Source organism: Nocardia sp. NPDC004278, from assembly GCF_053602975.1.
In genome coordinates this window covers 1-6522 of the sequence record NZ_JBSGEQ010000043.1, presented here as the reverse complement: position 1 = coordinate 6522, position 6522 = coordinate 1, and the positions used below count along the sequence as shown (strand labels likewise).

At 63.5% G+C, this 6522-nt stretch carries 7 protein-coding genes and 2 pseudogenes; 2 read left to right on the top strand and 7 right to left on the bottom strand.

The features are described from left to right. From ACWEO2_RS38195 to ACWEO2_RS38165, 7 genes and pseudogenes are all read right to left on the bottom strand, one after another. Positions 1–303 (bottom strand): annotated as a pseudogene (locus ACWEO2_RS38195) (hypothetical protein); the annotation flags it as partial. Positions 304–1243: 940 nt separating this feature from the next. Beyond that, a complete protein-coding gene (locus ACWEO2_RS38190) occupies positions 1244–2038 on the bottom strand; it encodes an ESX secretion-associated protein EspG (protein ID WP_354954089.1) in 795 nt (264 codons plus the stop codon). Positions 2039–2042: 4 nt separating this feature from the next. Continuing rightward, positions 2043–3341 carry a hypothetical protein gene (locus ACWEO2_RS38185; RefSeq protein ID WP_452409823.1) on the bottom strand — a complete coding sequence of 433 codons (1299 nt, stop codon included), beginning with the start codon at positions 3339–3341 and terminating at the stop codon, positions 2043–2045. Continuing rightward, positions 3338–3715, bottom strand: coding sequence for a hypothetical protein (locus ACWEO2_RS38180; protein ID WP_452409822.1), 378 nt, complete (start codon positions 3713–3715; stop codon positions 3338–3340). The genes ACWEO2_RS38185 and ACWEO2_RS38180 overlap by 4 nt, the downstream gene beginning before the upstream one ends. A gap of 9 nt (positions 3716–3724) precedes the next feature. Beyond that, positions 3725–4309 carry a DUF3558 domain-containing protein gene (locus ACWEO2_RS38175; RefSeq protein ID WP_452409821.1) on the bottom strand — a complete coding sequence of 195 codons (585 nt, stop codon included), beginning with the start codon at positions 4307–4309 and terminating at the stop codon, positions 3725–3727. Between the two features lie 159 nt (positions 4310–4468). Further along, complete coding sequence (locus ACWEO2_RS38170; protein WP_452409820.1) at positions 4469–4687, bottom strand: DUF397 domain-containing protein; 219 nt, start codon at positions 4685–4687, stop codon at positions 4469–4471. After that, complete coding sequence (locus ACWEO2_RS38165; protein ID WP_452409819.1) at positions 4684–5565, bottom strand: helix-turn-helix domain-containing protein; 882 nt, start codon at positions 5563–5565, stop codon at positions 4684–4686. Before ACWEO2_RS38165 ends, ACWEO2_RS38170 begins: the two co-directional genes overlap by 4 nt. 316 nt (positions 5566–5881) lie before the next feature. Between ACWEO2_RS38165 and ACWEO2_RS38160 the strand changes: the two genes are divergently transcribed. Further along, complete coding sequence (locus tag ACWEO2_RS38160) at positions 5882–6361, top strand: DUF4254 domain-containing protein (protein WP_452409818.1); 480 nt, start codon at positions 5882–5884, stop codon at positions 6359–6361. Between the two features lie 46 nt (positions 6362–6407). Beyond that, positions 6408–6522: pseudogene (locus ACWEO2_RS38155) on the top strand (GntR family transcriptional regulator); the annotation flags it as partial.

Below are 6522 nucleotides of genomic sequence, written 5' to 3'. Positions count from 1 at the left end.
GTGCCAACCCGGCCCGTCCGCTTCGCCGAACGTCAGCCCGCTGTGCCAACCCGCGGCTTCGCCGACTGCCGGCCCGCTGTGCCTACCCGCGGGTTCGCGGACTGTCCCCCACTGTCGGAGCAACTGATCGCGCAGGAATGACCAGGATTCGGTGCGCAGGCAGTGACCGTGCACGAAGACGATGGTCAGGGGCGCGTCGTCGGCGCCGTGGGTGCGGACCGCGATCGGGACACCGTCGTCGGCCGACACCGTAATGCGATGGCCGTCGTAGTCGGCGGCCCGGCGGGCGATGGTCATGGACATGAAGGTTCTCCTGTGCCTCGTTGGACACCCTTACGGAGCGTTCTTGCCCGGTTGTCGATGTGGATTCCCGGGTCGTTAACGCTCCATACCGGTCGTTATGTACGCGTTGTCCAACTGAGGCCGCCGATCGACATCGCGGGGTCGTCCGCTCGCCGCTCGGTGAATCTAAGAGCCAATAGGTTAGACGCTAGATTCGGGTAGATAACCATGGCCGGCCGGAATTTGTCGGCTAATTGATCAGATTTGATCAGATTTCCTAGAAATCGCTAGAGATTGCTATCGGGCGATCACGAATCCGAAGTATCGAAAATCTATCGGAATCTATCTATTTTTCAAGATTGTTTAATATTTATCGATTCAGTGCGGGCCCAGCTACTCACGCACGATGCAAGTCCTCACCCCTGCCACAGGTGACGGCTCGCACCGGCTCCGGCCTACTGCCACGTCCAGATAGCTCCTGCCGTATCGCCCCCCTGGGTCCAGGGGCGTCGAAGGTAGTCGAACGGTGGTCACTCGGGCCGTAGTCGACCGCCAGATGACTACGTTCGGCGAGCAGCCGAAGTGGGCACACCCCCGCCGTCGGCGGCAAGACTGCGCACGGCCAGCCATACCCCAACAACCCCCAATATTGGACAAGCGATCACCATGCGCTGATGCAGGCAAATCCCGAGAGCACCCCTGCACTAGCGCATTCTCGACCGATCGGATTGGGAGTGCAGGGGCGGGGGAGTAGGTGGCCGCGTGAAGGGGGCGACGGCAGGAACGGTCGTCGCAGATCGACCTCGGTCGACGGAGCGATCTGTCATTCCGTGATCTACGGGTCCGGTGCTCTGGCTCGGATCGAAGATGCCCGCCTCCAGCTGCTGGTGGCGGCCGCTGTGTCGAGGTGTCATTTGCTCGGTTTCGCGCGCGGCTGGTTGACGGGGAGGGGCGGGGCGGGTCAGCGGCGGGAGCGGAGGTATTCGTCGTGGGCGAGGTCTTCGCGGTGGTAGCGCTGGGTGAGGGTGAGTAGGCGGTGGATTTCGGCGGCCATGGCGGGGGCGTCCATGGGGGCGGCGATGATGGGGTCGCCGGTTTTGACGTAGTAGCGGCCGTCGGGGTAGTCCATCCACCAGAAGCCGCGACCAGGGGTGGGGCGGGCATCGACGGCCGGGCCCGCGTAGATGGTGATCTCACCCAGGCCGGAGCGGGTGCGCTGGAAAATGCGGTCCAGTTGTTCGAGGGGGCCGTAGTCGTGGGCGCGGCGGATATGGCGGTCGCGGTCGGCGGCGATCTCCTCGCGCCGGAACTCCAGTCGCGGTTGCGTGCCGGGACCGCGCTGCGGCAAGGCGGCGACGGCGTGGCTGCAGACCTGCTGGGCGGTGCAGTATGTGATGACCACATCGCCGCCGGTGTCGGCGGTGACGCCGGGCAATTGGGTCAGCGCGGCACCCATGCGGTCGCGGACCGCGCCGTGGAATCGGTAGGTCTCGGATAGGTAGGGGCCGCCGAAACCTTTCGACTCCACCCGGGCGTCCGGCTCGAGCAGCACCTCGATGGCGTGTTCGAGTTCGGGTGAGTACTTGTCGAGCAGGGCGGTGAGGGCGGCCTCGCGGTGGCGTTCCAGCTCGTCGAATTCGGTGATTTCGGTGCGGTAGTGCAGCGGGTACGGCAGCCGGTCGCGACCGTATGCGGCCCAGAGCATTTCGAACTCCAAGCCGGTGAGCCTGTGCTTACTGACCCCGTCGGCTGCCATCCCCCTAGTACTGCTGTGCACCGTCGTGGTCACCGCCGATCACCGGGGGCACGGTCTTGGGTAGCGAATCCAGTCCGGTGGCTTCTTGTCCGTGCTCGGCGGTGATGAGGTAATCGGGAACACCCTTCTTGCGATCCTCATCGCTGCCCTTCCCCTGACCGGCCCCGCCCATGCCCGACATTCCGGATGTTCCGGCCCGGCCCGATGCCGTGGTGCTCTGGCGCGCGGCCGAGGCGGCTGCGGTGGAGCCGGTGGTGGGTGTGCCCGCGACGCTGCGGCCCGGGCCGCCCGAGGTGGTGCCCGGACCACCGGTGCCGACGCGGCCACTCGAGGGGCTGCCGATTCCGGGTGTCGCGGAGTGCGGGGTGCCCGTGGACGGACCGCTGGTTCCGGACGTGGTCGGTGTTGCGGTGGTGGGTGAACTGGATTGCGTTGTCGGTGTGGTGCTTTGCGGATTCGTACTGGTGGGCGTCGTGGTATCCGACGTCACCGCCGTTGGCTGCGTGCCCGTTTGTCCGCCCGTACCGGATCCCGAGTCCCCGCCTGTCGGGCCGCCGTTTCCGTTGCCGTTGCCGGAGCCACCACCCCCACCTGAATCGCCTGGTGAGCCACCGGGATTCGGCCCTGGTGTGACCGGGCCGCCGGGGCCGTCCGTGATCGTCGGCGCGGTGGGCATATACGGAAGTCCGACATCGGTCTGCCCCGCCACCTGGCCGTAGACCGTCCGCAGGATTCTGCGGCCCTCCTGCTCGGCCTCGGTTTGGGTGTATTCGCCGGACTTCATGACGCCGTCCTTGGGCAGCGTCTTACCGGTGATCTCCGGGCGTTCGGTGAGGCCGGGCATGAGTGCCTGGGTCTGCTCGAGGCCGGTCTTCATTTCGGAGAGTTTGAGGCTGGTCAGCGTTGCCGCCGTGGCGAGGGGGACGGATTTTTCGTAGTAGTTGTTCACGGCAGTCGTCGCGGCCTGTGCCGCCGTGCCGGTCCAGCCGGAGTGGCCGTTCTGGCCGGTGATGGTGCGCGCGAATTCGCTTTTAAAGGTTTCGAACGAACCCTGAAGTTCTAGACCGATATTCGCCCACGCGGTGACCGCTTCATCGACCAGTTTGGGCTTCATCGCCGAGACGGCGGTCTGCATTTCCTGGAGAGTGAGGTGGTCGTAGCTGTCCGGAGTGGTGATGTGCGGCGGTTGCGTCTCGCCGTCGAAGTTGTCGTAGCCGGATTCGGTCTTATAGATCCAGTCGCGATCCCGGTTCCACTGTTCCTGCGCTTCGATGATGCGGCGCTGGTAGTCCTCGTAAGTCATTCGGGGTTCACCTGCGCGAACTGGGAGGCGCGGTCTTGGTCTTGGGCGACGAAGTTCGCGATTGCTTTCGCGACAACTTCTTTCGTGGTGTTAACGGCATCGATGTGCTGCTTGATCACGGTATCGAGTGACCGGTCTGTTCCAGAGGCAGTTTCGGAGAATTTCTTCTCAAGAATCTTGCCAGAGTTGAATGTGCCGAAACCGTTGATCTGACTGATGAATTCCATTCGCTCCAGAACGCGGTTCAGCCTGTCGATCTGGTCATCGCAGACCTTGTCCAAGTCCTTCCCGACCTCCGGATCCAGCGACAACTCACCAACCTTGGCTCGGTCTAGCAAGCGTGTCCATTCAGCAGGATCAATGCCGTTGATCATTCCCCCTCCTTATTTTTCAGGCAGATACTTGGCCAAAGCATCACTCAGGCGGTGCGCTTCGACACACGGATCGCCAGCCCCAGCAACCCCGTACCGGTTCTGTACGAGGAAGTCGACCATTCCGTGTGGCACCTCTGCGCTGATGTAGCACTTCAGGTTCTGCGTATCACCCACTACCTGATACTGCAGAGCTTGGTGTGAGCCGACCGTCGTAGGCGTGAAGCCCTCGCGGTCGGTCCTTTGTCGGACTTCCTCCAGCGAATGCGCGGACGACAGGACCCCGAGGGTGTATGTCTTGGGCACGGACAACCAACTGCAAACCTTCCAGCCGGTGAAGTCGACTCCCGCGACCTTGTTGTCCTTGGTGGAAGTGTTCAGCCCAAGCGCAGAGATTGCGGAATCGGGGATGGTGCATGGATCCCAGATCGTGGCTTCAGGGTCGGCCGATGTCGTTGCGGCAGTGCTTGTGTGCGGTGCGCTCGTGGTGGCCGAAGTCGGCGTACCTCCCGTGGAATCGCCATTACACCCAGCGAGCAGCAGCGTCACGCCAAGGGCTAAAGCCGCAGTGGGCAGCACCTTCGCTCTACCAGTCATTCGCGGACCCCTTCACTACCACCTAGTGCCGAGGGGCTACGAACATCCCCCGCTGCCCCGCACTTTACCGTTGGACGCTTGCGACCAGCAATGAGAGCGCAGGTCCAACAAGATCGAGACCTCTCGCATCGGACGAGCGAGAGGTCTCGAATCGATCGACTACGGCCGACGAAATTCCCCATCAGCGACAGCAGCAGCGAACGCGTCCCACGCGTCACCACCGAAAACCAGTGCCGGGCCATCAGGGTTCTTCGAGTCCCGGACCCCGATGAGATCACTGGACAGGAAGGCGACCTCGACGCAGTCCTTCGCAGCTGAGCTGCGGGTGCTCTTGAACCAGTGAGCCCCAGAGAGGTCGATGTCATGTTTGTTGATCACGCGGCATACTCCCTTGCAATCTGCCGAAGCAGACTTCTGCTCGCCGTCTCATCCAGCGCACCGCGCCGGATAGCTTCATGAGCCACATGGTAGCGCCCGACGTCTGCGGCCTGCTCCAGATACAAGTCACCAGTGAGGTTTTCGAGATAGACGACCGACGGCTCGATCGGCTCTCTTTGCCGGTCGACACCGAAATCGACAATGGTGAACAGCCCTACCGGGTCACCCATGGGGATACCGGCCGAGAACGGCAGCACCTGAAGTGTGATGTTCGGCAGTGTTGACATGTCGGCGAGGTGCCGCAGCTGTGCTGCCATGACTTTGCGGCTTCCAACCACCCTGCGCAGCGCGCACTCCAGAAGTACGGCATTCATTTCAGTTGGCTGACGTTTGCGGGTGAGTATCCGCCGTCGTCGCTGTTTCAGCTCCACCCGGCGATCGACCTCTGCACTCGAAGCGTTGGGGAAGCCCAAGCGCAACAGTTCACGTGTGTAATCGGGCGCTTGCAACAGCCCCAGCACGACATCCGGCGCATACGAAGTCAACCTGCGCGCTCCCGCCTCCAAGCCCACGTAGACATTGAAGTCTTCCGGTATCAACTTCCCGTACTCATGCCACCAGCACTTCCCCGAAGCCTCCTGCGCCAGCCCGAGCAATCCGGCGGTCACGACATCGTTGGCGTCGTACACGCTGCACAGCTCCCGAATATCCAGCAGCCGTATCTTATTCGTCTGTCCAGTCTCCAATCGCTGTAGCGTCGTCGTGCCGCGTTCGATCAGCCGCGCGGCTTCCGGCATGGTCATTCCGGCCTGCAAGCGCAGGTCTCGGAGGTGCCGTCCCAGCTGCCGTCGCGGCACCGTGCTTCCTGTTTCCGACATGGCCCCCTGCCTTCGGTCTCGGATCTGAAGAGATTCGTCCGTGGATGGATGTGTGCCACGCGAAACGGATTTCGTCCTCGCACTTCGGTGCGAATGGCTGGAAAACCCCATGAAGACGCTGACTCCTCCGCCTGTCGCGTGCTCTGCTGTTGCCGCGCCCGGCCGGGGAGCCGTAGGAAACCGAGAAACCTATTGGATCACAACGGATCGCCGTTATCCGGAAATTCGGCCGGGCGCACCGGAATTCACCGCTACGAACCGAGGCATCCATGACCCACCCAGCAGTCGACGCATCCGGCGCACCCCGAGGGCTGCCATGCTGATCGACCCGCTGCCGACCAAAGGAGCGGTGCTGCGCGCCTGCCGCGGCGTCGAACACACCGAACACCCACTGCTACAGGCGGCCTACGAACTCACCTGCTTGCACGAACGCCGCCGCCCCCACCCATCCCCCACCGCCGCCCCCAACGGACTCGCACCACAATGCCCACCCGACCACGCCTGCCAGAACCCCGAAATCGACACCCGCAGAACACATCTGGTCCGCGAAATCGACCACTGGATCCACGCCAACCTACCCCCCGCCCACGGCTCCGCCTCAGTACACACCGAAACCCTCGGCACCGTAGTCGACCGCCTAGCCGCCTACACCGCAACCGCCTACACCGCCCTCACCAGCCCCTCCGACCACGCCCTCGGCGAGGCCTGGGAGCGCCTAGCCGAACTGGCCATCGCCTACGAAGACCTGACCACCGACCTCACCACCGGCCGCCGCCGCCTCCCGGGCGGTCCCTAACCTGCCGCTGCCCACCCTTGGTTGCCGACGCGCACTTGTCGACGCGCTGCGCAGTCTCGCATCCAAGAGCCCGGTCCCGCTGTATTTCCAACTGGCACAAGGCATCGAGAACGCGATACTCAGCGGTCGACTCGCACCCGGTGACCGCATCGAGAACGAAC

What these genes read in the sequence shown, in the direction of transcription:
- ACWEO2_RS38190 (WP_354954089.1), bottom strand. Translation starts at nt 2,038, where the DNA reads ATGGCAGCCGACGGGGTCAGTAAGCACAGGCTCACCGGCTTGGAGTTC.
- ACWEO2_RS38185 (WP_452409823.1), bottom strand. Translation starts at nt 3,341, where the DNA reads ATGACTTACGAGGACTACCAGCGCCGCATCATCGAAGCGCAGGAACAG.
- ACWEO2_RS38180 (WP_452409822.1), bottom strand. Translation starts at nt 3,715, where the DNA reads ATGATCAACGGCATTGATCCTGCTGAATGGACACGCTTGCTAGACCGA.
- ACWEO2_RS38175 (WP_452409821.1), bottom strand. Translation starts at nt 4,309, where the DNA reads ATGACTGGTAGAGCGAAGGTGCTGCCCACTGCGGCTTTAGCCCTTGGC.
- ACWEO2_RS38165 (WP_452409819.1), bottom strand. Translation starts at nt 5,565, where the DNA reads ATGTCGGAAACAGGAAGCACGGTGCCGCGACGGCAGCTGGGACGGCAC.
- ACWEO2_RS38160 (WP_452409818.1), top strand. Translation starts at nt 5,882, where the DNA reads ATGCTGATCGACCCGCTGCCGACCAAAGGAGCGGTGCTGCGCGCCTGC.